Annotated in this window: 20 protein-coding genes; 9 read left to right on the forward strand and 11 right to left on the reverse strand. The window is 75.0% G+C overall.

Features of this window, described 5'->3' with window-relative positions; translation table 11 throughout:
* Nucleotides 1-33 precede the first annotated feature (33 nt).
* The 4 genes from DSM112329_RS04705 to DSM112329_RS04720 form a co-directional block, all read right to left on the reverse strand.
* Nucleotides 34-333: an AzlD domain-containing protein gene (locus DSM112329_RS04705; protein WP_354700655.1), complete on the reverse strand. Its 300-nt coding sequence runs from the start codon at nucleotides 331-333 to the stop codon at nucleotides 34-36.
* Nucleotides 330-1,040 carry an AzlC family ABC transporter permease gene (locus tag DSM112329_RS04710; RefSeq protein ID WP_354700656.1) on the reverse strand — a complete coding sequence of 237 codons (711 nt, stop codon included), beginning with the start codon at nucleotides 1,038-1,040 and terminating at the stop codon, nucleotides 330-332. The genes DSM112329_RS04705 and DSM112329_RS04710 overlap by 4 nt, the downstream gene beginning before the upstream one ends.
* A 109-nt stretch (nucleotides 1,041-1,149) precedes the next feature.
* Nucleotides 1,150-1,575: a PaaI family thioesterase gene (locus tag DSM112329_RS04715; RefSeq protein ID WP_354700657.1), complete on the reverse strand. Its 426-nt coding sequence runs from the start codon at nucleotides 1,573-1,575 to the stop codon at nucleotides 1,150-1,152.
* A 79-nt stretch (nucleotides 1,576-1,654) separates the two neighbouring features.
* Complete coding sequence (locus tag DSM112329_RS04720; protein ID WP_354700658.1) at nucleotides 1,655-3,079, reverse strand: AarF/ABC1/UbiB kinase family protein; 1,425 nt, start codon at nucleotides 3,077-3,079, stop codon at nucleotides 1,655-1,657.
* A gap of 241 nt (nucleotides 3,080-3,320) precedes the next feature.
* Between DSM112329_RS04720 and rsgA the strand changes: the two genes are divergently transcribed.
* Nucleotides 3,321-4,358 (forward strand): ribosome small subunit-dependent GTPase A, encoded by a 1,038-nt coding sequence (gene rsgA, locus DSM112329_RS04725; RefSeq protein ID WP_354700659.1) that lies wholly within the window; start codon nucleotides 3,321-3,323, stop codon nucleotides 4,356-4,358.
* A 172-nt stretch (nucleotides 4,359-4,530) separates the two neighbouring features.
* Here rsgA and DSM112329_RS04730 read toward each other — a convergent pair whose 3' ends face one another.
* From DSM112329_RS04730 to DSM112329_RS04740, 3 genes are all read right to left on the reverse strand, one after another.
* Entirely contained in the window at nucleotides 4,531-6,006 is a 1,476-nt protein-coding gene (locus DSM112329_RS04730; RefSeq protein WP_354700660.1) for a wax ester/triacylglycerol synthase family O-acyltransferase, read from the reverse strand.
* Nucleotides 6,007-6,129: 123 nt separating this feature from the next.
* Entirely contained in the window at nucleotides 6,130-7,023 is an 894-nt protein-coding gene (locus DSM112329_RS04735) for a hypothetical protein (protein ID WP_354700661.1), read from the reverse strand.
* Between the two features lie 102 nt (nucleotides 7,024-7,125).
* Complete coding sequence (locus DSM112329_RS04740; protein WP_354700662.1) at nucleotides 7,126-7,665, reverse strand: YceI family protein; 540 nt, start codon at nucleotides 7,663-7,665, stop codon at nucleotides 7,126-7,128.
* Nucleotides 7,666-7,888: 223 nt separating this feature from the next.
* Between DSM112329_RS04740 and DSM112329_RS04745 the strand changes: the two genes are divergently transcribed.
* The 3 genes from DSM112329_RS04745 to DSM112329_RS04755 all read left to right on the forward strand — a co-directional run bounded on the left by DSM112329_RS04745 (nucleotide 7,889) and on the right by DSM112329_RS04755 (nucleotide 10,101).
* Nucleotides 7,889-8,401: a sigma-70 family RNA polymerase sigma factor gene (locus DSM112329_RS04745; protein ID WP_354700663.1), complete on the forward strand. Its 513-nt coding sequence runs from the start codon at nucleotides 7,889-7,891 to the stop codon at nucleotides 8,399-8,401.
* Nucleotides 8,398-9,672 carry a hypothetical protein gene (locus DSM112329_RS04750; protein ID WP_354700664.1) on the forward strand — a complete coding sequence of 425 codons (1,275 nt, stop codon included), beginning with the start codon at nucleotides 8,398-8,400 and terminating at the stop codon, nucleotides 9,670-9,672. Before DSM112329_RS04745 ends, DSM112329_RS04750 begins: the two co-directional genes overlap by 4 nt.
* A 180-nt stretch (nucleotides 9,673-9,852) precedes the next feature.
* Nucleotides 9,853-10,101 (forward strand): hypothetical protein, encoded by a 249-nt coding sequence (locus DSM112329_RS04755; RefSeq protein WP_354700665.1) that lies wholly within the window; start codon nucleotides 9,853-9,855, stop codon nucleotides 10,099-10,101.
* A gap of 64 nt (nucleotides 10,102-10,165) precedes the next feature.
* Here DSM112329_RS04755 and DSM112329_RS04760 read toward each other — a convergent pair whose 3' ends face one another.
* The gene (locus tag DSM112329_RS04760) at nucleotides 10,166-10,513 is read right to left on the reverse strand and encodes a hypothetical protein (protein ID WP_354700666.1); all 348 of its coding nucleotides are present in this window, start codon (nucleotides 10,511-10,513) and stop codon (nucleotides 10,166-10,168) included.
* Nucleotides 10,514-10,659: 146 nt separating this feature from the next.
* Between DSM112329_RS04760 and DSM112329_RS04765 the strand changes: the two genes are divergently transcribed.
* Complete coding sequence (locus tag DSM112329_RS04765; RefSeq protein ID WP_354700667.1) at nucleotides 10,660-12,003, forward strand: CapA family protein; 1,344 nt, start codon at nucleotides 10,660-10,662, stop codon at nucleotides 12,001-12,003.
* Between the two features lie 86 nt (nucleotides 12,004-12,089).
* Here the strand turns inward: DSM112329_RS04765 and DSM112329_RS04770 are convergent, their stop codons facing one another.
* A complete protein-coding gene (locus DSM112329_RS04770; protein ID WP_354700668.1) occupies nucleotides 12,090-13,436 on the reverse strand; it encodes a helix-turn-helix domain-containing protein in 1,347 nt (448 codons plus the stop codon).
* A 169-nt stretch (nucleotides 13,437-13,605) separates the two neighbouring features.
* Here DSM112329_RS04770 and DSM112329_RS04775 point away from each other — a divergent pair, with 169 nt between their 5' ends.
* Both DSM112329_RS04775 and DSM112329_RS04780 read left to right on the forward strand, forming a co-directional pair.
* Nucleotides 13,606-15,516: a hypothetical protein gene (locus DSM112329_RS04775; RefSeq protein ID WP_354700669.1), complete on the forward strand. Its 1,911-nt coding sequence runs from the start codon at nucleotides 13,606-13,608 to the stop codon at nucleotides 15,514-15,516.
* Nucleotides 15,517-15,592: 76 nt separating this feature from the next.
* Nucleotides 15,593-16,243: a hypothetical protein gene (locus DSM112329_RS04780; protein WP_354700670.1), complete on the forward strand. Its 651-nt coding sequence runs from the start codon at nucleotides 15,593-15,595 to the stop codon at nucleotides 16,241-16,243.
* Between the two features lie 6 nt (nucleotides 16,244-16,249).
* Here DSM112329_RS04780 and DSM112329_RS04785 read toward each other — a convergent pair whose 3' ends face one another.
* A complete protein-coding gene (locus DSM112329_RS04785) occupies nucleotides 16,250-16,771 on the reverse strand; it encodes a hypothetical protein (RefSeq protein ID WP_354700671.1) in 522 nt (173 codons plus the stop codon).
* A gap of 121 nt (nucleotides 16,772-16,892) precedes the next feature.
* The gene (locus DSM112329_RS04790) at nucleotides 16,893-17,414 is read right to left on the reverse strand and encodes a mismatch-specific DNA-glycosylase (protein ID WP_354700672.1); all 522 of its coding nucleotides are present in this window, start codon (nucleotides 17,412-17,414) and stop codon (nucleotides 16,893-16,895) included.
* Between the two features lie 103 nt (nucleotides 17,415-17,517).
* On the opposite strand from DSM112329_RS04790, the gene DSM112329_RS04795 reads away from it, so the two are divergent.
* Together DSM112329_RS04795 and DSM112329_RS04800 are read left to right on the forward strand one after the other, a co-directional pair.
* Nucleotides 17,518-18,687: an acyl-CoA dehydrogenase family protein gene (locus DSM112329_RS04795; protein ID WP_354700673.1), complete on the forward strand. Its 1,170-nt coding sequence runs from the start codon at nucleotides 17,518-17,520 to the stop codon at nucleotides 18,685-18,687.
* A 57-nt stretch (nucleotides 18,688-18,744) separates the two neighbouring features.
* Nucleotides 18,745-19,719 (forward strand): SDR family NAD(P)-dependent oxidoreductase, encoded by a 975-nt coding sequence (locus DSM112329_RS04800; RefSeq protein ID WP_354700674.1) that lies wholly within the window; start codon nucleotides 18,745-18,747, stop codon nucleotides 19,717-19,719.
* Nucleotides 19,720-19,728 lie beyond the last annotated feature (9 nt).

Consider the following 19,728-nt stretch of genomic DNA (forward strand, 5'->3'; position numbering starts at 1 on the left):
GTGCGGCACCCGCGAGAGTGGTCGCGTCCGCGCTCAGACGAGGCGCAGCGTCGCGGCGGTGGCGGCCGCAGCGAGGATCACGACCAGGAACGGCGCGCGGCGCCAGATGAGCAGCGCGGCGACGCCGAGCGCGGGCAGCCGGGCGTCGACGCTGTAGCTCCCGTCGGTGCTCACGGTCTGGACGAGGATCAGCGCGGCCAGCAGCGGGACGGCTGCGAGGTCGAGGAGCGCCCGCGTCCCGTCGGGGATCGGCCGGGCGCCGATCAGCACCGGGCCCACAGCCTTGAACAGGTAGGAGACGAGCGCCAGCCCGAGGATCGCGCCCCAGGTCATGCGCGCACCGCCGCCGCCGGCCGGCCACGGTCGCGCCACGTGACGCGCGCCGCCGGGAGCAGCGCAAGGACAGCGGCGACGATCGGGATCCCGGCCGGGGTCAGCGTGATCAGCACGCACGCGATCGCGGCGCCGGTGACCGCGACCCGCGGGGCGCCGGGGCGACGGAGCTGCGGGCTGAGCAGCGCCAAAAAGGCAGCCGGGAACATCGCGTCCAGGCCCAGGTCGCGGGGGTCGCCCAGCCCCGAGCCGGCGAGCGCGCCGATCAGCGTCCCGGCGTTCCAGCAGACGAAGACGCTGACGCCGGTCGCCAGGAACGCGAAGCGCGCGTCCTCAGGGGTGTCCTGGGCGCGTGCCATCGCCGTCGATTCGTCGATGACCAGCTGTGCGCGCAGGAGCCTGCCGCCGAGCGAGCCGCGCAGGAGGGGCGCGACCGACAGGCCGTAGACCGCATTGCGCGCGGCCAGCACGAGCGCCGGGGCGAGGGCGGCTGCTGCGCCCCCGCCGCCGCTGATCACCCCGATGAACGCGAACTGGGACGCGCCGGTGAAGACCAGCAGCGACATCGCCATCGCCTGCGCGGTGCTCGCCCCGGCGGCGACGGCGAGCACCCCGAACGACACCGCGTAGAGGCCGACGGCGACCCCGACCCCGGCGGCATCGCGTGCGATCGCGCGGCGGGTGTCGCTGGCGGGCGTCGGGTCCAAGGTCCGAGGCATCCTAGGGACGCCGGGAGGACGGGCGGCGTCATCCGCCGGGGGCTTTCGCGAGCCCAACTGCCACCAGGCGTTCGGCGGAGGGCGGGCGCGCTCGGGGTCAGCCGAGCTGCTGCACGACCGACCCGCGCGCCACGAGGCGCCCGTCCGGCTCGGTCACGTGGACCTCGTTGAAGCAGATGCTGCGCCCGCGCTTGACGGCGACGGACACCGCGGTCAGATCCCTGCCGTGCGCGGCCGCCAGGTACTCGACGTTGAGCGTGATCGTCGACCCGCGCAGCGACTCCGCCGGTTCGTCGACGGCCCACGTGGACGCCATCCCGGCGGTGTCGATCAGGCTCGCGATGGCGCCGCCGTGCACGACGTCGGCCAGCGTCGGCAGGTGGCTCGCGTAGGGCAGGCGCAGCTCGGCGCGGTCGGGCTCGAGGGCGACGAGCTCGATGCCGAGGTGGCGGACCAGCGGCGATCCGGGGACGAACTCGCGCATCACGTCGATGCGGGACGGGGGAGTGGTGGGGGAGGGCATGGCGACCAGGCTCCCCGGCGGGACGACGCACCGCGATTACCTCACGGGTAAGCGGTGGCGGCGCTGCGCGTCCCCCACGTCACGCGGCGAGCGTCGCCGCGAGGGCCTGCGCGTGGTCGGCATCGAGGTCCGCGAGGGCGCGCTCGATGGTGGTGAAGAGGTCGGCGCCCGGGGCGATCGCGGCGGCGAAGCTCGAGAGGTAGAGCAGGTTCTTGAAGAACAGGACGAGCGGCTTCGGCATCCGGAAGCCGCTGCGCGCGAGGATCGCCAGCTGGCGGCCGACGGTGTCGCCCAGCCGCTGGAAGGTCACCGCACCGTCAGCGCGCTGGTCCAGGCGCGCGAGCTCCGCCGCCAGCTCGGTGACGAGCGCCGCGTGGTCGGCGTCCGGCGGGATCGCGCCGAACCGGCTCAGCGCGGCGATCTGGCCGGCCGCGTCCCCGCCGGCGAACGCCATGAGGTACGCGCCGAGGCTCTGGCACTGCGGGGTCGTCAGGCGTCCGCAGATGCCGAAGTCGACCAGCGCGAACGTCCCGTCGCGGCGGACGAGGACGTTCCCGGCGTGCAGGTCCCCGTGAAACAGCCCGTGCAGCAACGTGCTGGTCAGGACGCCGCCGATCGCGACCTGCAGCAGGCGCTCGCCGTCGACGTCCGCTCCGAGCTCCTGCGCAGCGCGGTCGTAGGGGACCCCGGCCACGTGCTCCATCACGAGCACACGCTCGGTCACCATGCCGGCGATCGGCCGCGGGACCTGGACGAAGTCGAGGCCGCAGTCCTCGTAGATGGCAGCGCTCTCGACGAGGTTCAGGGCCTCGAGGCGGAAGTCGAGCTCCTCGAGCGTCAGCTGGGCGAACAGCTCGACGAACCCCGGGAGGTTCAGGACGCCCACCGCGTCCGTCAGCCGCTCCGCCCCCGCGGCGGCCAGGGCCAGGGCGCCGATGTCCGAGCGCAGGCGGCGGCGGAGTCCGGGGCGGCGGACCTTCACGACGACCGCTGTCCCGTCCGCGAGCCACGCGCGGTGGACCTGCCCGATCGAGCCGGCCGCGAGCGCGTGCTCGTCGATCACGGCCAGGGCGTCCTCGCCGAGCTCGCGGGTGACGACGTCCAGCACCGTCTCGAACGGCAGGCGCGGCGCGTCGTCGCGGCACCAGGCGAAGGCCTCGACCCAGGCGGGCGGCAGGATGCCGTCGGCGCTGGCGATGAACTGGCCCAGCTTGATGTAGGCGGGCCCGCCGCGGCGGACGAGCCGCTGCGCGCCGGCGATCGCCCCGGGCTCGGTCCTGAGCGGCCCGGTGGCCGGCGCGCCGGCGGCGGTGGCGGCGGTCGTCAGCAGCAGGAGCGGTGCGTCCGGTGCGGCGCTCGCGATCGCCCGCCACGCGGTGCCCGCCAGCGCCCCGATGGTGTCCGTCCAGATCCGCGGACGGGCCAGCGCGGCGGCCTCGCGGGCCAGCCGCTCCCGCTCGCGCCCGAGCTCGGCGGTGTCCAGGGTCAGACCGAGAGTCGCCATATGTGACATCAAACCATGTGACATCGACTTGTGGCGTGTGAGCTGCCTCACACCCGTGCCGCCGCGCACAGCAGCTGACAACCGGCGTCCGAGCCGGTAGCGTCCCCGGTCTATGCAGCATCAGCTTCACAGCCTCGCTTTCGCCGCGGCCGCCTGAGCGCCCGCCGACACGCCCGTGCTGCGTGTCCGGCGGGTCTCCGCGTCCGTGCCCTTTCGCGAAGCCAAGTAGGAGCTCTTCTCAATGATTCCCCCCTCGTCCGGCCCCGGCCGGCGGACCGACCTCGTCCTCGAGCTGCAGCAGCTGGGTGGTGAGGACCACGACCTCATCGCGGGCCGCGTGCTTGCGCAGTACCCAGACCGGTGGCTGGTCGCCGTCGCCGGCCATGACGAACCCCTGCTGGCGCCGGCACGTGGCCGGTTGCGGCGCGGCGACGGCCTGACCCCCGTCACCGGCGACTGGGTCGCCCTTGACCCCGATGGCGCGATCGCCGCGGTGCTCGACCGCCGCGGCACCGTCGTCCGGCGGGCGGCCGGGCCGGCGGGCGGTGCGCAGGTGCTGGCGGCCAACGTCGACCTGGCGCTGGTCGTCGAGTCGCTCCCGGACCCGAACCCCCGGCGGGTCGAGCGGCTGGCGGCGCTGGCTTCGGCCGGCGGCATCCCCGCGGCGCTCCTCCTGACGAAGGCAGACCTCGATCCCGACGCCTGGCTGCGCGCGACGCCGCTGGCCAGGGAGCTGGGCCTGACGGACGCGGTCGCGGTGAGCGCCGCCGACGGGGACGGCCTCGGGACGCTGCGCTCGATGCTCGCGCCGGGGACCACCGCGGTCCTGCTGGGGCCGTCGGGCGCGGGCAAGTCGACGCTCGTCAACGCCCTCCTGGGTGAGGACCGGCAGGCGACGGGGGCCATCCGCGACCTCGACGGCCGCGGCCGGCACACGACCGTGACGCGCGAGCTGGTCGCGCTCCCGGGCGGCGCCCTGCTGATCGACACGCCCGGCATCCGCGAGGTGGGTCTCTGGGACGGCACCGGCAGCGCGTTCGCGGACATCGAGGCGGCCGCCGCCGCGTGCCGGTTCGCCGACTGCGGGCACGCCGGCGAGCCAGGGTGCGCGGTCGTGGCGACCGTCGACGTCGAGCGCGTGGCGGCGTGGCACAAGCTCGCGCGCGAGCAGGCGTGGGTCGACGACCGCAAGGCCGCGACCCGTGCGCGGGAGCAGCTGGGCCGGCAGCACGCTCAGCGCCAGCGCGTCGATCGGCGGCTGAAGGGCCACGACGGCTGACGGCCGGCGGCCGGTGGCGGGTCCGGCCCCACCGGGAGGGGGAGGCAGCGTCAGGTGTCGTCTTTCGACATGTGGTGCTGCCACCGCCGGGGGGCGCGCCAGGGGGTGGCAGCGTCAGGTGTCGTCTTCCGACACGTGGTGCTGCCACCCCTCGGGGGCGCGCCCGTCGCCGTCATCCGACCGGGACCGGGACCAGCGGCGCGTCGGTCGCCACCCGGGTGAAACGGCCGTTCACGCGCGGTGCCGGCCTGCGGTCCAGCAGGGCGTCGACCTCGGCGCTGAGCAGGCGCGGCAGGTCCACCGCGCGCGGCAGCGCGTCCGGGTCGGCGTGCAGCCCCAGGTGGAGGTCCTGGTCGTGGGACACCATGCCGACCGCCAGCCCGTGGGCGTGCCCGATCGGGACGACGGGGCAGAGCTCGTCCAGCTGCGCGCCGAACAGGCGTAGCGGGTCCCGCGGGCCGCGGACGTTCGACACCGTCAGGTTGAACGCGTGGGCGGACGCCGCCACGCGCAGCGCGGCGTCGCGCGCGGGGCCGCGTAGCAGGCCGACCCCGCGGAGCAGCGTCTGCTGCCCGTCCGCGCGGCCGGTCTGCTTGAACCGCTCGGTCTGCCGCCGGACGTCCGCCAGTCGTGCGCCGGCGCTGTCCAGGTGGAGCGGCAGCCACACCGTCACCTGCGAGATCCGGTTCCCGAGCTCGCCGTACTCCTCCGGTCGTCGCACGCTCACCGGGATCATCGCCTTCAGCGGCACGGGCTCGTGGCCGGACTCGATGGTCAGGGCACGCAGCGCCCCGGATGCGATCGCGAGGGCGACGTCGTTGATCGTCCCCCCGTGTGCGGCCCGTGCGGCGCGGACATCGGCGAGCGGGATCCGGTGGCCGACGAGGGTCCGCCGCGGCCCGTTCGCGGCGTTGACGATCGACCCCGACGGCGACGCGGGTGAAAGCAGGTCCTCGCGGACGGTGTCGACGAGCTGCCGCGCGGTGCGCAGTCCCGCCTGAGCACGGGACCGTGGGCGACGAACTGCACCGATGCCCTCGCGCACCAGCGATCGCGCGACTCCCGCGCCGTCGCCCAATGCGCCGGCAGCAGCGTTCAGGCGGCCGGGTGCAGCCGCCGGGGTCCACGGGACCGGCGCACCGTCCTCGGCGTCCGCGTCCAGGAGCAGGCCCGCGAGCAGCAACGCCGCGGTGCCGTCGGCCATCGCGTGATGCACCCGGCCGACGACCGCGACGCGCCCGTCCCCGAGCCGGGGGACGAGCACCACCTGCCAGAGCGGCCGCGTGCGGTCGAGCGGCTCGGACAGCACCGCGTCGCGCAGCCGCGCGAAGCTCTCGTCGCTGACGACGGTCTCCGCGCCGGTCAGCTCGACGATGTGCGCGTCGAGGTCGAACCGCTCGTCGTCGACCCACCGCGGCTCGCCGAGCGGGCCGAGCGGCGACGCGCTCAGCCGCTGCCGGCAGCGCGGCAGCCAGTGCAGGCGGGCGGCCGCGCGGTCGCGGAGCCCGGCGACGGTGGGACGCGCGGCTCCCGGCGCCACGGTGAAGGTGGCGCTCCAGCCGATGTGCATGTGGGCCCGGTTCGTCTCCACCTTCAGGAAGGCGGAGTCGACGGGGGTGAGTCGCTGACCGTGCGAGGTCGTGGGCATGTGGGGTGCCTCCGTCTTTCGCTGGTGTGCGGCGGGTAGCCGCGGGGCTACCGAGCGTCCCACCGTAGGAGCCGCTGTCAACGGCAGGACACCGCACGTTCACACGCAGACGGGATCCGTCGCTCACCACCGGGCGCCGTTCTCCCTGAGGAGCTGCAGCGCGCGGACCGTCAGCTGGCCGCGCCACTCGAGCGCGGCGGCCGGGGAGTAGCTCGCCCACTCCAGCGGCCAGCCGCCGTCCGGCTCCTGCTGGCCGGCGAGGCGCTCGAGCTCGTCGTCGATCAGCGCCGGTGCGATGTGTGCGCGCAGCGCGGTGCCGGGGGCCGGGACCAGGTCGAGCGGCCGCATCGCCTCGTCGGCGAGGCCACCGGCGACGGGCAGGCGACCGTCCGGCGGGATCAGCTCCGCCAGCCGTGAGAGGACGGTGGGGGCGTCCGGATGGCCGTCGTGCACGCGATCCAGAAGACGCAGCGCGAAGGCCAGCTCCAGGGCGTGGGCGTCCGGACCGAGGCGGCCGGCCGCCGCGACGCAGTAGTCGGTCGCGGTCGCGAGCCACGGGTGCGCGGCGACGGCCGGGTCGTGGTCGGCGACGCGCCACGCGGCCGTGGCGACGATCGCGGTGATCTGCAGCGAGGACGCCGCCGGATCGGCGTCGGTCCAGAACGGCGCGCACCCGGACGGGTCGGGGACGGGCAGCGCGAACGGCAGGCCCCCGTCGGGGAGCGTGACCCGGGCGAGCCAGTCGCAGAGCTCGGCCGCGCGCGGGCTGGTCGCCGGGGCAGCGTCGGCGAAGACCTCGAAGGCGTGGAGCGCCCCGCCGGGCTGGCTCGTCGCCGACCGCAGATCGGGCTCGAGCCCGCGACCGTAGCCGCCGTCGGCGCTCCGGTAGGGCTCGAGCGCGGCGAGCAACGGCGCGGCCTCGCCGTCGGGCTCGCTCAGCCGCTCGAAGCGACGCCGGTCCAGGAGGCGCCCATGGGTGGCCATGAACGCCGCCGCTGCGGGAAGGTCGATCTGCATTCCGACAGCATGCGCCACGCGCGGCAGCGTGTCTTGTCGGTTTCGGTCATCGCGCCGGGCCTCGCCGGTGACAGCAGGGCACGGCGAGTCGCGCCGCGGGCGTCAGTCGGCGCGGTCGAGCACGAGCTTCGCCGTCAGCTCGGCGTCGCCCTTGACCATGCCGAACTTGCTCCAGCCGATCCCGGCGGCCGTGCGGTCGACCGAGACCTTGGTGCTCAGGTGCAGCCGCCCGTCGTCCGACGAGGACGCCGTGACGGGGACCTCCAGGCGCAGGTTGGTGGCACGCAGCTGGAGCGTGCCGGTCGCGTGCAGGGCCCCGTCCGGCGCGGTCTGCAGGTCGGTCAGGACGAAGGTCACGGTGGGGTGGTTCTCGACGTCGAAGAAGTCCGCGGACCGCAGGTGCTTGTCCCGCGGGCCGAGCTTCGTGTCGAGGCTCGCGGCCTGGGCCACCAGCTCGCCCCTGACGTTGCCGGGGGTCGACGTCAGCGTCCCGCCGAACTCCTTGAAGGTGCCCTTGACCGGCACCAGCCCGAATCCGCCCTTCGCCTTGAACCCGAGCGTGCTGGCCGCGGGATCGACGCGCCAGGTGCCGTCGGGAACCCGGCCGGCGGTGGACGGGGATGCGGCGGTGTCGGTGCTCATCAGGTGGAACCTCTGTGTCCGGACGGCGAGCCCTGGGGCCGAGTGGCCCGCAATGTGACTCTCCCTGACCGTAGCGGCGGATAGGGTCCGGGAACGACCGGGTGCTCCCCGGCGGGGACGAAAGCTGTGACGGGGGACAGGGGAAGGCCGTTGCACCTCGGTGCAGCAGCGCAGCATGATGGCGACCATCGGACTCAGGACCGGCCGGCGACAGACCTCACGCGTGGACGCGCGCGCCGTGGACTTCGAGCGTGTCTGGCAGGAGAACCTCACCGTCGTGCACCGCTTCGTCACGCACATGGTCCGTGACGCCGTCCTCGCCGAGGACATCACCGCCACCGCCTTCGAGCGCGCGTGGCGCCACTGGGACAGCTTCGATCCCCGCCGGGGACGCCCGTCCACCTGGCTCTGCCACATCGCGCGGAACCTCGCGGTCGACTACCTGCGGCGCGCGGGGCGGACCGTCGCCACCGAGCACGACGCGCTCGACCGGCTCGCGCCCGCAAGCACCGACCGCATCTGGGAGGGGCTGCCGCCGACCATGATCGCGGCCGTCGGGCGGCTCTCCGCGGTCGAGCGCGAGATCGTGGTGATGCGCGTGCTGCTCGACTTCTCCTGCGAAGAGGCCGCGGAGGTGGTCGGGGTCTCGAAGACGGCCTGCTCGACGTACCTCTCTCGCGCGCTGCTGAAGCTGCGCGGCGGTCTTCCCGACCTGGCCCCGGCGGGGCTCTCATGACGGACGACCGGCGCCCGATCGACGACCTGCTCGCCGACGACCCCGAGGTCGCGGCGGATCTCGCCGCGGTCGACCCCGACGAGCTCGACGAGGTGCTGGCGCTGCTGCGCTCCGCGCCGGCGGCAGCGCCGTCCGCCGACCTGCGCGAGCGCGTCCAGGCGATCACGGCCAGGTCCGCCCCGGCCGCCGCTGCGGCGCCGGTGCGGTGGCGCGGGCGCCTGTGGGCCGGGGGCGGTGCGGGTGCGCTGGCGGCCGGCCTGGTCGTGGCCGTGCTGCTCAGCGGCGGCACGGACGGCACCGGTGGCGGGTCGACGGGTGGGGACCGCATCGCCTCGGGGACGGGGAAGGCGGCGTCGACGGGGACGACGTCCGCGACTCCCGGGGCGTCGGCGACGCCGGCGCCCGTGAAGCCGCAGGGCGATGCGGAGCGGAGCCGGCCGTCGCGGTCAGGGCGCTCGCCGAAGCGCGCGGCACCGGTGCCGTCCGCGCCGCTTCCCGGCGGGGCGGACAACGGCACCGGCAACGGCTCGTCCGGCGCGGGCTGCCCGACCGCGACCGCGGCCGGGTCCGGCCTCGTCGCGCTACGGGTGGGGGATGGGCGGCAGCCGGCCGTCGCGGGCACCATCGACCGCCGCCGGCTCCGAGCCGCGAGCACGCTCGGCACGGTCCGGCCGAGCGAGGTGCGCTCCGCGGCGCCGGGCCACGCGACCACGCCGACCGGATCCACACCGGGCACGGTCCGGCAGCGTCAGCTGCGCCGCGCGGCGCCGGGCCAGGCAACCACGCCGACCGAACCGACGGCGCCTCCGACGACCCCGACCGAACCGACGACTCCCCCGGCGCCCGGGCCGGCGCCGGCCCCCGCGCCGTCGCCCCCTGTGCCGGCCGAGCCGGTGCCCGCGCCGACGACCCCGCCGTCCCCGTCTCCTGCGCCTGCGCCTGCGCCTGCGCCGGGGACGACCGAGACGGCTGCCCCGGCTCCCCCGGCGACGACGACGCAGCCGGTCCAGCCGACCGCGGCACCGTCGCCGGCCGCGCCGACCACCGCCGGGGCGCCCAGGCCGGGCGCGTCGGGTGACACCGGCGCCGGCCGGCCGACCACCGCCTCCCCGCCGTTCACCGTAGGCAGCAAGGCGCCGACGCCGCTGCCGAAGCCGTCCGGTGCCGGACGTGGCCCGTCGACAGCGCGGCCGCAGGCCGCCGGGTCCTCGGCCGGCGATCGCGGTGGCCAGGGCGGCAGCGCAGCGCCGGCCACGGCCCCGGGCTGCTGACAGCGGCACGGGCGCGTCGTGCTCGTGGGCCCGAAGGCCCGCGCGGCGCCGGCAGGCGCGGTCGATGTGCCACCACGTGCGCGGGTGGCGTGTGGTGGCACATCGAGCACCGTCGCTGTCGACCGTGCGGCCCCGGCGGACCGCCGCGAGCGCGCCGGCGCGGCCGGGTACGGTTGGCCGGTGCACCATCCTGAGCGGCAGAACCGGCGGCGATGGGCGGCCGCCACCGTCGGCGGTGCCCTCGCGGCGACCGCGTCGTGGCTGGTGGCGATGGTCGGCGTGCGCTGGCTGCGCGCGGCCCTCGACGGCGCGCGGTTCGCGGTCCGCCTCGTGACGCTGACCGCCTACCGCCGGTGCCCGGACTGCTTCCGGGTCCTGCGGCAGGAGGCCACCGTCTGCCGGTCCTGCGGGTCCCGCACCCGCCGCTGAGACCCGGCGACCGGGGCTCGATGGGGCCGGCCAGTGACGCTCCGGGTCCGTCAGGTGAGCGCCGTCAGGCGGTCGGCTTCGCGCTCAGCGCGGACGCGATCTCGGCGAGCTGGGCCTCGATCGCGGTCAGGCGTGCCTCGAGCTTCGCGGTGCCGCCGGCGTGCTCGATGCGGTCGAGGACGTCCTCGACGCCCTCCAGACGCTGGGCGACGGAGCGGACGCGACGGGTCAGGCGCTCGATGTCCGCGGCGCTCGGCAGGTTCAGGCCGCTGAGGGTCAGCTCCTGGGCCGCGACGGCACGCTCGCGGAACTCCATGACGCGGGTGATCGAGCCGGTGACGAGCGGGTTCTCGAGCAGTTCCTTGGCGATGCTGCCGGCGGCGTTCTGGGCGGAGGAGGACAGGTCGGGCATGCGGTGACTCCGGGGAAGATGGTGGACGTCGTTGCTGTGGGTACCCAGGCTACGGCTCGAGGTGACATCCGTGTCACCGAACCGGCGCGTCGCGCGCAGCACCCCGCGACGCAGGATTCGTCCGCCGCGCGGCAAACAACCACCGGATGGCCGCGCGTCGGCACCCCACCGAGGATCCGGGCCCGGCGCCCCGCACCCGCCTGCGCCGCCTGGGGCCCGCGTTCTGCTTCGGCATCCTCCTCGGGCTGGTCATCACCGGGCTGACCTTCGCCGGGAGCATCGTGCAGCAGGACGATCGCGACGCCGCCGGGGCCGGTCTCGGCGTCGCGGCAGCCACCGGTGCCGTCAACCCGCCGGTGACCGTCCCGCCGGCCACCGTCCCGCCGGCCACCGTCCCGCCGGCGACCGGCCCAGGTGTCACCCCCGGCGCCGCGCCGCAGGGCACCACGTCCGCCAGACCGGCCACCTCGCCGGCCGCGGCCGGCGACGCGATCACCGTCGCCTGGGCCGGGGACATCGTCCTGGGCTCGCAGTACGGCCTGCCTCCCGACCGCGCGCGCCGGGTCTTCGCCGGCGTCGCCCCGGTGCTCCGCGACGCCGACCTCACGATCGGCAACTACGAGGGGACCTTCGGCCGCGGCGGCAGCTCTAAGTGCGGCGCTTCGCCGAGCGGGATGTGCTTCGCCTTCCAGGCCCCGCCCGAGAACGCGGCCGCCCTCGAAGCCGCCGGCTTCGACGTCATGAACCTCGCCAACAACCACGCGCTCGACTACGGCGAGTCCGGCCTGCACCAGACCATCCAGGCGCTGGACCGGGTCCACGTCAAGCACGCCGGCCTCCCGGGCTCGGTCACGACGGTCCGGGTCAAGGGGCGCCGCGTGGCGATCATCGGGTTCGCGCCGTACAAGTGGGCGACGTCGCTGACCGACATCCCCGCCGCCCGCGCGCTCGTCACCCGCGCGGCCCGCCGGTCGGACCTCGTGATCGTCCTGATCCACGCCGGCGCCGAGGGGTCCGACAAGACGCACACCCCCCGCGGCACCGAGACGGCCTTCGGCGAGGACCGCGGCGACTCCCGCGCCTTCGCGCAGGCGGTCGTCGAGGGCGGCGCCGACCTGGTCCTGGGCTCCGGGCCGCACGTGCTGCGCGGCATGGAGCGGATCCACGACCGCGTCGTCGCCTACTCGCTCGGCAACTTCGCGGGCCATACGAACTTCGGGATGGGCGGCGTGCTGTCCAGCAGCGGGATCCTGCGCGTGAAGCTCGGCCCCACCGGGCGCGCGCTGTCGGGCAAGCTGACCTCGGTGGTCCTCACGGGTCCGGGGACGCCGACGCTCGACCCGTCGGGGGCGAGCGCCCGCCTGGTCGGCCGGCTCTCCCGCGAGGACTTCGGCCACCGCCGCGTCCCGCTCGACGCCGAGGGTCGCTTCGGACAGGCCCGCCGGGACGCGCTGCGGTCCGCCCGCGCACGGCGCGCCGCGGCCGACTGACTCCCGACGCGGCGATCGCTCACGAGCTTGGGTCCCCCGTCCGCGTATGCGAGACACAGGACCCAAGCTCCGGGCCTCAGCGGACCTCAGCCCAGGGGGACGACGTCCAGCAGGGCCCACGCGCTCGCCGCGATCCGCTCCGGCGGGTACGCCGCGTCGTCGAGCGTCAGCCGCGCGAGCTCCTCGCCGACGCTGAGCAGCATCCGCGCGACGATGTCGACGTCGATGCCCGCGGTCTCCGCGCTGATCCCCGCCAGGCCCCACTGCACCAGCGGCTCCAGGCGCTCCGCGAGGACCGCCCGCCTGCGGCTGACCAGCTTCTGGACGACGAGCGGCGCGCTCTCCGGCCGCTGCAGGACGACCCGGTAGGTGAGCGGGGCCTGCGTCACCGCGGTCAGGAACCGCGCGAGCGTCAGGGCCAGCAGCTCGGGCGCCGTGTGGCCCGCAGGGTCGTCCGGCAGGAGCGCGTCGAGCGTCTCGCGGGTGCGGATCTCCTCGCGGCGCAGCAGCGCCAGGAGCAGCAGGTTCACGTTCGCGAAGCTGCGGTAGACGATCGCGCGGTTGACGCCGGCACGGCGGGCGACGGCCTCCATGTTGAGGGCGTCGAAGCCCTCCTCGGCGAGCAGCGCCAGCGTCACGTCGAGCAGCTGCTCGCGGCGCTGGGCGCGCGGCATCCGCCCGGCGCCGGCGCTCGCCGCGGCCGCGACCGCGTCCGGGGCCGTCTCGCCCGGCCGGCCGTCGGCCAGGGCCGGCGCAGGGGCCGCGGCCAGTGCGACCAGCGCCGGCGGCGGTGGGGTCCCGCGCGGGCTCCCGGCCGGCACCAGGGCCAGCCCGTCGCGCGCGATGGACGCCAGCCGCGCGGGCGGGTAGCGCCGCGGGTGCAGCAGCATCAGGCGCGCGGCGTCCTCGCCGGCGGCCACGATCAGCCGGGCGAACAGCTCGTGGTCGAGACCCAGCGGACCGCCGCGCCGGGCGACCCCCCAGTCCAGCAGCGCCGTGATGCGGGCCGCGATCAGGCGGCGGGTGCGGGCGATCCGCTCCCGCAGGCCAGGGGATGACCCGCGCGGCGGCATCAGCACCAGGCGCCACGTCCGCGGGTTCGCGCGGACCGCCTCCAGGAAGGCGGCGACGCCGTCGACGAGGAACTGCTCGGGCTCGACGTCGTCCCCCGGGTCGCCGCCGACGATCGCCAGCAGCGGGCCGAGCGCGGCCTCCTCCTCGCGGTCCAGGAGTGCGACGAGCAGGCCGTCCAGGTCCCCGAAGAGATCGTAGATCACCGGTCGCGTGACCCCCGCGCGCCGGGCCACGGCCTCGACGCTGACGGCATCGAAGCCGTCGTCGGTGATCACGTCGAGGGCGGCGTCGAGCAGCTCGCGGCGCCGCTCCTCGGGCGGGAGCCGGCGGGTGCGCGCGCGTGGGGGCGTGGCGGCCACGTCTCCAGCGTGGCAGGTCGGGCGGGCGGTCCGCGGACCCGCGGAGGCACACGCGTGAAACCGACGGCACCAACCTGTGTAACACTGCCGTAGCTACACCACCGTTACAAGCGTGGGCGGAGCCTCAAAGCGCACCGCCCGCGAATCGATCCGAGAAGCCGGAGATCCGATGAGCACCTTCCTTGCCGCCGCTGAAGCGGTCACCGCCGCCGGGGCCAAGCCCGCCGGTGGCGCGCCGATCCGCGACATCCTCGTCGTGGGCGTCGGCACCAACGTCCTCACCGTGCTGCTGATCGCGCTGATCGTGGCCTACCGCCGCGGCGGCGCGCCGCGCTTCCGCCGCTTCGAGTCCGCGGTCGAGCGGGCTGTCGGCCTGCCCGGCTGGGCCGCGATCCCGGGCTTCGGCGCCATCGGCTTCGCGCTCCTGACCATCTGGGGGGCGACCTGGGACATCGGGCTGCACATCGACGTCGGCCGCGACGAGGGCCCGCTCGGGACCGCCGCTCATTACCCGTTGCTGTTCGGCCTCTTCGGCATGTTCCTGATGGGCGTCCTGTCGATCGGGCTCGCGCCCAGGGACCCCGCGAAGTCGAGCGTCGTCGCCTTCCGCATGCCCGGAGTGGGGACCGTCCCCGCCGCCGGCGCGCTGCTCGCGTCGGCCTCCGCGTTCGCGATGGCCGGCTTCCCGCTCGACGACGTCTGGCACCGGATCTTCGGCCAGGACGTCACGCTCTGGGGCCCGACCCACACGATGTTCATCGGCGGCGTGCTGGCTGCCGGGGCGGGCGCAGCGCTGCTGCTCGCGGAGGGCGCGCGCGCCTCCGGGTCCGAGCCGTTCCGCGGCCGCGGCGTCCTGCGCCGCCCGGTCGCCGCCGTCCTCGCCGGCATCTTCCTGTACCTCTGGACCGCCGCCATGCACGAGTTCAACTGGGGCGTGCCGCAGTACCGCGAGCTCTGGCAGCCGCTGCTGCTGGCCTTCGGGGGGGCGCAGGCGCTCGTCCTGGCTCGCGTGCTGGGCGGTCGCGGCGGGACGCTGGCCGCGCTGGGCATCTGGCTGCCGATGCAGCTCGCCATGGTGCTCGCGATCGGCGGCCCGCTGGAGACCACGGCCCCCGCGATGCCGCTGTTCATCGCGGAGGCGCTGATCATCGAGGCGATCGCCGCCCGTCGCTGGAACGACCCGGTGCGCTTCGGCGCGGCCTGCGGCGTCGGCGTCGGCACGCTCGGCCTGGCGGCCAACTACGGGTGGTCGCACGTCGTGATGCCCCTGCCGTGGCAGCCGTCGCTGCTGACCGAGGCGATCCCGGTCGCGATCGCCGCGGGCGTCGCGGGCGGTGTCCTCGGTGCGCTCATGGCGCAGGCGCTGCTCGGCAACCTGCCGTCCGGCCGGCGTCCGCTCGCCATCGCGGTGCTCGCGTCCGTCGTCGCCGTCGGGCTCGGCGTGAACGCCGCGATCACGGAGGCGCCGAGCGGCGTCACCGGGACGGTCGCGCTCAGCAACGAGCGCGAGGCGGTGACCGCCGGCGGTGACCGGACGACCGTCGCCGACCTCACCTTCAGCACCAATCGACCCGACCTGACGACCGACGCCGACTGGGTCTACGTCCTCGGCTGGCAGGGCGGGGGTCGCTACCTGAACCGCCTGAAGGCGGTCGGCGACGGCGTGTTCCGGACCACCGAGCCGGTCCCGGTCGGCGGCGAGTGGAAGTCGTTCGTCCGCGTCGCGAAGGGCCGGGTCATGCTGTCCGCCCCCGTCCGCATGCCGGCTGATGCCGCCGTCGACTTCGCCGGTTTCGCAGCGCCCGCGGTCGGGACGACGGCCACGCGCACGATGCTCCGCGACACGAAGCTGATGCAGATCGAGCGCAAGGAGGACGGACCGACGTGGGCCTGGATGCCGGCGATGCTGCTCGTGCTCGGGCTCGACCTCTCGCTGTGGGTCTTCATGGCCTTCATCAGCGTGCGGATCGGCCGCATGGCCGGCCGTCCGGGAACGATCGACACGCCGCGCGGCCTGCTCGTCGATCAGGCCGACCGGGCGCTCGACGCCGCCCGCCGCCGGATCCCGACCCGGGCCTGACCCGCGCTTCGTCCCGAACGGGAAGGGCCTGACAACGGCCCTTCCCGGGAGCAAGCGGTCGCGTACCCTCGCCGGCGTGAGCGAGCAGCTGAGCGGTGCGGCCCTGGTCGTCCTCCGGGACGGTGACTACGCGCAGCTCCGCGAGCTGCTGAAGGTGGCGGTCAAGGAGCTGATCGCGGCCGACGTCTTCCGCGTGCAGCGCGTCGACGGCCGCGGACGGCGGCGCAAGGAGCAGCTGCTGCTCGTCCCCGGCTCGGGGTCGGTGCCCGTGCAGCAGCCGCTGCCGCTCGTGTACGGCCTGATCCTCCGGGTCCCCGCGACGGCGGCCGACGGCACCACCGACGGGCGCGAGCTCAGCGCCGTGGCCAAGTCGCTGGCGCGGTCACCCGAGGGCCGGACGCTCGTCAAGGAGCTGCTGGCGGTCCTGGCCACGGCCGGCTACTTCACACGCGAGGAGCGCCGGACGCTGGGCGTGTTCCGGCGCGTCCGGCATCACCGGACCGCCGGTGGCGAGCGTGCCCTCGAGCAGTGGGACGACGAGCGCACGGCGGCGCGGTCGCGCCGGACGGCGCATGCAGGAGCGGCCGACACGGGTGGGAGCTTCGACCACTCGTTCGACAGCTCCTTCGACAGCTCGTTCGACTCGAGCTTCGACTCCGGCTTCGACAGCGGAGGAGGGGACGGAGGCAGCGACAGCGGAGGTGGCTGCGGCGGCGGCGGGGACTGACGGACGTCAGTTGATGGGCGGCGTCACGGCCGCGGGGGTGAACGGCAGGTCGACCGACGACTCCGGGGGCGTCGCCGGCTGGGTCAGGGCGCCGAGCGGTGAACGGGCGATGACGTCGTCGCCGGCCGCGGAGTACATCCCGAACCCGATGACGCCGCAGGCGAGCAGCAGGCTGAACGCGACCACCAGGAAGTGCAGCCCGTCACGGCTGCTCGCGTCGACCGGGCGCTTCGCCGTCGACGGGTTGCGGTCGATCCACGATGCGGCCGGCACCCCCGCCCTGAGCGGCGTGCCCGTGCAGGCGGCAGCGACCGCGTGGCCGGTGGCGGCTGCGGCGGACGGGGCCGCCGGCCGCCGCGGGCGTGCGGCCGGCCGCGGGACCAGCGGGGCGGGGGCCGGGATCACGACCGATCCGGAAGGCGGCCGGACGACGGCGGGGCGCGTGCCGGCACCCCGCGTGGCGGCCCGATGCGCAGCGCCGAGCTCGGTGGCGGAGGCCCGGCGGGGTGATCCGGCGACGGTGTCCATGTCGTCTCAACGGTGGTCGCGTCCCCGTCTTACGCAGGTAGGTCGAGAATATTTCCTTCGCCGCTCAAGACGTCGAGTCGAACGGCCGATCGCGCGCGCGAGAGACCGCGCACCGCGCCCCTCAACGTCCCGCGCCGCCTCCGCGGGCTGCGTCCCCGCGGCGGACCGCGTCCGCCAGCGCCTGCCACGGCGCCGGGTCCCACCAGCGTGTCGCCAGACCCGACGGGGACGGCAGGACCCAGGCCTCGGTGCCCGCGAACGCCGCCGGCGAACGACCATGGGCCGCTTCCCGCCCCAGCGCCGCCCGGCCGGCCGTCAGGCTGGTGAACGCGACCACGGCCGGCCGGTGCGCCACCACGGCGGCGACCAGCCGCGGGACGTCGAACGGGTCGCGGCCGAGCGCCGAGTCCGCTCCGCTGCGGGTCTTGCACAGGTCGGTGAGCCCGATGCCGGCGGACAGCAGCAGCGCTGCGCCCTCGGTCGGTGCGTAGCGGTGCGGCGTCAGCCCGACCGCGTGGAGCGTCGGCCAGAACCGGTTGCCCGGACCGGCGTAGTAGGCGCCGACCCGCGCTGAGACGGCCCCCGCCGCCGTGCCGCAGAAGACGAGCCGCAGGCCCGGGGCCAGGTGGTCGGGGAGGATCACCGGCCATCTGTCGTCGCCGCGGGCACGGCATCGATCCTACGCGCGAACCCCGAGCCAGAACACCAACAACAAAACGGGTGCTCGGTAAGTTACACTCCAGGTCATGGCCACGACATTGCCCTCCGCCAACAAGCGGACGATCTTCGACTCCGAGCACGACGACCTGCGCGAGAGCTACGCGAAGTTCCTCCAGAAGGAGGTCGTCCCGAACTACGACGAGTGGAACAAGGCGCAGCTCGTCGGGCGCGAGCTGTTCACGAAGTCCGCCGAGCACGGGTTCCTCGCGATGGAGATCCCGGAGGAGTACGGCGGACCGGGCGTCGAGGACTGGCGCTTCAACGTCGTCCTCGCCGAGGAGGCCGTCAAGGCCGGGGTCGGCGACGCGATGGCCGGACCGCTCCTGCACAGCGACGTGGTCCTCCCCTACATCATGGCCTCGGCCAACGACGAGCAGAAGGCGCGCTGGCTGCCGGGTATCGCGTCCGGCGAGCAGGTCCTCGCGATCGCGATGACCGAGCCCGGCACCGGGTCCGACCTGGCCGGCATCAAGACGAGCGCCAAGCGCGTCGGCGACACCTACGTGATCAACGGCGGCAAGACGTTCATCACCAACGGCATCAACGCCGACCTCGTCGTCGTCGCGGCCCGCACCAGCGACGACAAGCACGGCGGCCTGTCGATGTTCGTCCTCGAGCGCGGGATGGAGGGCTTCACCCGCGGCACGCAGATCGAGAAGCTCGGGCAGCACGCGTCCGACACGGCCGAGCTCTTCTTCGACGACGTCGTCGTCCCGGCCGAGAACCTGCTCGGCGCCGAGGGCACCGGGTTCTTCCAGCTCGTGAACCGGCTCGTCCCCGAGCGCCTGGTGCTCGCGGTCAGCTCGACCGCCGGCTGCGAGAGCGCGTTCGCGATGACGCTCGAGTACATCAAGGAGCGCAAGGCGTTCGGCAAGCCGATCGGGTCGTTCCAGAACTCGCGCTTCCAGATGGCGGAGCTGCGGACGAAGATCGAGCTCACGCGGTGCTTCGTCGACCGCTGCATCGAGCGGTACGTCGCGGGCACCTGCACGGTGGAGGAGGCCGCCATGGCCAAGTACTGGTCGACCGACCTGCTCTGCGAGGTCACCGACGTCGGGGTGCAGCTCCACGGCGGCTACGGCTACACGATGGAGTACCCGATCGGGAAGGCCTGGGTCGACGCCCGCATCGGCCGCATCTACGCCGGCACCAACGAGATCATGAAGGAGCTCATCGGCCGCACGATGGGCCTCTGAGCAACGGGCCGCGGACGGCCCGCCGGCCGTCCGCGCGCCCACGGCTACGCTCAACGCATGAGCACGCCGCAGCAGCCGGTCGGGTCGGGGTTCGGGTACCGCAGCACAGCGGCGGAGGTGGTCGACGGCGTCGACCTGACCGGCCGCCTGGCGATCGTGACCGGCGGCTACTCGGGGCTCGGGCTCGAGACGGTCCGCGCGCTCGCGGGCGCCGGCGCACAGGTCGTCGTCCCGGCGCGTCGGCCCGTGGCCGCCCAGGAGGCCCTCGCCGACATCCCGGGTACGGAGGTCGACGAGCTGGACCTCGCGGACCTGCTCAGCGTCGCCGCGTTCGCCGGCCGCTTCGTGGCCTCCGGCCGCAGCCTCGACATCCTCATCAACAACGCGGCGGTCATGGCCTGCCCGGAGACACGGGTCGGGCCGGACGGCTGGGAGGCCCAGCTGGCGACGAACCACCTCGGCCACTTCGCGCTCGCCGCCGGGCTCTGGCCGGCGCTGATCGCCGGCAACGGCGCCCGGGTCGTCGCGCTCTCGTCCACCGGGCACAAGCTGAGCGCGATTCGCTTCGACGACCTGCAGTTCGCCACCGGGTACGACAAGTGGCAGGCGTACGGTCAGGCCAAGACGGCGAACAGCCTCTTCGCGGTCGAGCTCGACGCGCGCGGACAGGCGTCCGGGGTGCGCGCGTTCGCCGTCCATCCCGGCGGGATCATGACCCCGCTCCAGCGTCACCTGGGCCGCGAGGAGATGATCGCCAGCGGCTGGATGGACAGCGACGGCAACGTCAGCGAGCGCTTCAAGACCGTCGAGCAGGGGGCCGCGACGTCGGTGTGGGCCGCGACTGCTCCGCGGCTGCAGGGCCTTGGGGGCGTCTACTGCGAGAACTGCGAGGTCGCCGAGCGGACCGTCCCGGGTGCTGAGGACGCACGTATCCGCGGGGTCGACGCCCACGCGGTCGACCCCGACGACGCCGCCCGGCTGTGGGCGGTGTCGGCGCAGCTGACCGGCGTCGACCCGTTCGCCGCGGCCTGACGCGGAGCC

The sequence above is a fragment of the Paraconexibacter sp. AEG42_29 genome, from assembly GCF_040581415.1.
Lineage (GTDB): Bacteria > Actinomycetota > Thermoleophilia > Solirubrobacterales > Solirubrobacteraceae > Paraconexibacter.

Excerpts from the sequence above, each read along its gene's own strand:
- DSM112329_RS04705 (WP_354700655.1), bottom strand. The coding sequence starts at position 333 with ATGACCTGGGGCGCGATCCTCGGGCTGGCGCTCGTCTCCTACCTGTTC.
- DSM112329_RS04715 (WP_354700657.1), bottom strand. The coding sequence starts at position 1,575 with ATGCCCTCCCCCACCACTCCCCCGTCCCGCATCGACGTGATGCGCGAG.
- DSM112329_RS04720 (WP_354700658.1), bottom strand. The coding sequence starts at position 3,079 with ATGGCGACTCTCGGTCTGACCCTGGACACCGCCGAGCTCGGGCGCGAG.
- rsgA (WP_354700659.1), top strand. The coding sequence starts at position 3,321 with ATGATTCCCCCCTCGTCCGGCCCCGGCCGGCGGACCGACCTCGTCCTC.
- DSM112329_RS04730 (WP_354700660.1), bottom strand. The coding sequence starts at position 6,006 with ATGCCCACGACCTCGCACGGTCAGCGACTCACCCCCGTCGACTCCGCC.
- DSM112329_RS04735 (WP_354700661.1), bottom strand. The coding sequence starts at position 7,023 with ATGCAGATCGACCTTCCCGCAGCGGCGGCGTTCATGGCCACCCATGGG.
- DSM112329_RS04740 (WP_354700662.1), bottom strand. The coding sequence starts at position 7,665 with ATGAGCACCGACACCGCCGCATCCCCGTCCACCGCCGGCCGGGTTCCC.
- DSM112329_RS04750 (WP_354700664.1), top strand. The coding sequence starts at position 8,398 with ATGACGGACGACCGGCGCCCGATCGACGACCTGCTCGCCGACGACCCC.
- DSM112329_RS04760 (WP_354700666.1), bottom strand. The coding sequence starts at position 10,513 with ATGCCCGACCTGTCCTCCTCCGCCCAGAACGCCGCCGGCAGCATCGCC.
- DSM112329_RS04765 (WP_354700667.1), top strand. The coding sequence starts at position 10,660 with ATGGCCGCGCGTCGGCACCCCACCGAGGATCCGGGCCCGGCGCCCCGC.
- DSM112329_RS04775 (WP_354700669.1), top strand. The coding sequence starts at position 13,606 with ATGAGCACCTTCCTTGCCGCCGCTGAAGCGGTCACCGCCGCCGGGGCC.
- DSM112329_RS04785 (WP_354700671.1), bottom strand. The coding sequence starts at position 16,771 with ATGGACACCGTCGCCGGATCACCCCGCCGGGCCTCCGCCACCGAGCTC.
- DSM112329_RS04795 (WP_354700673.1), top strand. The coding sequence starts at position 17,518 with ATGGCCACGACATTGCCCTCCGCCAACAAGCGGACGATCTTCGACTCC.
- DSM112329_RS04800 (WP_354700674.1), top strand. The coding sequence starts at position 18,745 with ATGAGCACGCCGCAGCAGCCGGTCGGGTCGGGGTTCGGGTACCGCAGC.